The 3,196-nt window shown below is 60.1% G+C and carries 3 protein-coding genes; 2 read left to right on the top strand and 1 reads right to left on the bottom strand.

Annotated features, from left to right (window positions below):
* The coding region (locus V6C16_RS10070) for an autotransporter assembly complex protein TamA (protein WP_333543131.1) at nucleotides 1-1,506 on the bottom strand (1,506 nt) is incomplete at its 3' end.
* A 389-nt stretch (nucleotides 1,507-1,895) separates the two neighbouring features.
* On the opposite strand from V6C16_RS10070, the gene V6C16_RS10075 reads away from it, so the two are divergent.
* Both V6C16_RS10075 and thiM read left to right on the top strand, forming a co-directional pair.
* Nucleotides 1,896-2,243, top strand: a complete 348-nt coding sequence (locus V6C16_RS10075; protein ID WP_333534917.1) for a DsrE family protein — start codon at nucleotides 1,896-1,898, stop codon at nucleotides 2,241-2,243.
* 377 nt (nucleotides 2,244-2,620) lie between these two features.
* The coding region (thiM, locus tag V6C16_RS10080) for a hydroxyethylthiazole kinase (RefSeq protein WP_333543132.1) at nucleotides 2,621-3,196 on the top strand (576 nt) is incomplete at its 3' end.

Raw genomic sequence — 3,196 nt, forward strand, 5'->3', positions numbered from 1 at the left:
GGCCCCGGCCTCAACCCGGCCCGCCAGCACCAGTTTGTCGTCGGGGCGCCCGTCTTTGCGGAAGGGGGCATAGTAGCCGCTGGCCTCCAGGGAACCGGCCATGACCGTAAAGCTTTCGCCATAAAAGCCCGAATTGGGGTTGGCCTTGAGGGTGATTTCCGAACCGCGCGTGGGGTTGAGCACATTATTGCGGCTGTCTCGCCGCACGCTGGCCCTGGGACCGGCATAGCCGTAAAACTGTTCGGTTCTGCCGTTTTCCTTGATGGAACCGCTTTGGCCGCCAGCGCCCAGGCTGCCCCACCACAGGCGCGAAATGCGGCGCTCAAGAGCGGCCGAAGCGCTGGCCGAGGTGCTTTTGTAGGCCTCGGTGTCTTCGCGCAGGGCCGAGCCGGAAGCCAGCAGGCGTTGTACACGCACCAGAAAGGCCGGTTTTTCAAAGGCTGCCTTGATGCCCTGCACCTGAGTGGCAATGGGGGCGCTGACCATCAGTTTTTCGCCGTTGCCGAAAAGATTGCGGTGCTCCCAAAAGCCTTCCACGCCCAGCCCGGTATCCGTGTCGTAACGCGCGCTGCCGCCCACGGAGCGGAAGGGCAGCTCGCTCACGGCCACCTCGATAGGCAAAACGGCCAGGCCGTCCTTGCCGCGGGGCAGTGCGCCCTTGTTGCCCGCGCCGTCTTTTCCGGCCAGCAGTTCTTCCTTGGGGCGCACCTCTACCGAGCGGAAAAGGCCGAGACCGCGAAGCTGGTTGGCGTAGTCGTCCATACGTTCTGTATCCCACGGCTCATCGCCGGGAATCCAGGGGGTCAGCCGCTGCAGGTAGGCAGCGTTGACGCCCTTGTTGCCCGTCACGTCCACGCTGCCCATAAGGGCAGGCGGGCCTGGATTTATGCTGATATCGGCATTGACCTGTTTTTTTTCGGAATCAAGCGTGTAGCGGGCCTGGATGACAGCGGCCAGGGGATAGCCCTGGGTATGCAGCTTTTCGGGCAGGGCCTCCACCGCGCTCAGCAGGGTGTCGGCCACAACGGGTTTGCCCACGTCAACGCCGGGCAGCACTGCGGGAAAGGACGGCGGGGGAACAGGTTCGGTTTGCAGCCCCCAAAAGCCCACTTCGCGCTGCCGGTTTTTGAAAGGGGCAGGCACGTCCGGAACCGGCTCGTAGGTTACGTCGGCCCGGCCAAGGGTATAGCGCGGCCCTGCCACAAGGGTCAGCGTGACGCGCAGGGGCTTGGCCTCCTCATCAAAGCTGAAAGAGGCAGATCCTTCATAGTAGCACTGGGAATGCAGAAGGCGCACGGCCGTATCCACATCGGCGCGGGCGCGGCGTTCCAGGGCAAGCATGCTGTCGGGCGGCTCGTTGGTGAGCTGCGCCAGCTGGCTTACGGATTTCATCTTGCCTTCAAGGGAAGACGGGCCGTCCTCTACCTTGATGCGCAGGGAATAAGGTACGGGGTCGCCGCGCCATGCGGCTTCAAGGGATTCCTGCTCCTGTGCCTGATCAGACATGGCGTCATCAGGCTTGGGCTTAAAAAGGCCGCAGCCCCCGAGGCACAACGCCAAAAGCAGCAGCAACAGGCAGCGTAATATCCCGTGGCCCGAATTATCGGGCATACGAAAGAACACGGTGCATTCAGAGTGGAAGGAATTCAGGGACTTTTTGGAGGGTACAACACACATGGCGACAATATACGCCCTATGCGCGGCCTTAGCAAGAAACATTCGCATAATATATATCTGTATTGCGGGCTGTATTGCGAGCAAAACCGTATGGCTGCGGCCAGCGCACGTTCCATTGCTTGGCAAAGCGGCGCGCCCCTGCTACTACTTGTGCCATGCCCGGCGTCTGCCGGAACCCGCCGCGGGTTCCACCTGGCGGCAACGTATGGAGAACATGTATGAATTACGATCTCTGCCTGCATATTGACAGCAATGAGCCTGCCATCCTGAAACTGGTGCTGAAAAATGCGGCCAATTATATCAAGGGGCTGCCCGGCGAACGCTTTCAGCTCGTGGTGGTTGCCAATGGCCCTGCCGTTAATCACTTTACCCGCAAAAACGAAGAATTCCGTGCAGTGGCCGCGCCCCTCCAGGATCAGGGGCTGCGTATCCTGCTTTGCGCCAATGCCTTGGCCGACAACAATATAAGCCACGAGGACATCTGGCCCGGCTGTGATGTTGTCCCTGCCGGTCTGGTGGAAATAGTGCGCCTGCAGCGCGAAGGCTTTGCCTACATCAAGCCCTGACGCTTCAGTGTCGACTAGGGCAGATTAACTTTGAGAATATACATTCTCAAAGTTTAAGACACGCTCGCTTCGCTGCTTAACCGCGCAAGCAAATAGCTCTGCTGTCTTCGCGGCAGTCGTTGGCGAGCCTGCGAGCCTTACGAATGGCGACAGTGGTTGTGTGGAAACAAACCGCTCGTTACACATGGTGTCTGCAAGCGTAATTTCCCGCGTTACAACTCCTGAAGCATCCGTAACTTCCTTTGTCGTAACGGCTGAAGCTGCGCTTGCATCTTTGCGGCGGGCGACTGCTCATGCGGCCGCCAGAGCAATTTCAAAGTGAAATTGCTCTAAAAGCGCCCTCCGGCGCTTTTCCGTTCTTGCCGAAAGGAGGCAGAATGACAGCTTTTGCGGATATTCTGGACACAGTGCGGCGGCATGGGCCGGTGGTACACTGCATAACGAATTACGTCACGGTCAACGACTGCGCCAATATGGTTCTTGCGGCGGGCGGATCGCCCATCATGGCCGATGATGCGGCGGAAGTGGAAGATATTGTGGCCCTGTCCCAGGCGCTTGTGATCAATATAGGCACACTCAACAGCCGCACGGTGGAATCAATGCTGGCAGCGGGCAGACGCGCCAACAGCCTGGGCAAGCCCGTGGTGCTCGATCCCGTGGGCGCGGGGGCTTCGGCCCTGCGCAACAGCACTCTCCAGCGTCTGCTGGACGAAGTCCGTTTTGCGGCCATTAAGGGCAATGCTTCGGAAATAGGCTTTCTGGCGGGCAAGAATGCAAAAGCCAGAGGCGTGGACGCGGAAGACGCGTCCCTTGTGACCGAAGACAGTCTTGAAAGCGCGGGGGCTACGGCCCGTCGCCTGAGCCGCGACATAGGGGCCGTGGTGGTTATCAGCGGAGCCATTGATATTGTTGCGTATCCCGGCGGGGCCTGGGCCGTGCGCAACGGGCATCCG

Source organism: Desulfovibrio sp. 1188_IL3213 (genome assembly GCF_036763145.1).
Taxonomy (GTDB): domain Bacteria; phylum Desulfobacterota; class Desulfovibrionia; order Desulfovibrionales; family Desulfovibrionaceae; genus Desulfovibrio.

Bases quoted from the DNA above. Each gene is read 5' to 3' on its own strand.
- V6C16_RS10075 (WP_333534917.1), top strand. From the start codon at position 1,896: ATGAATTACGATCTCTGCCTGCATATTGACAGCAATGAGCCTGCCATC.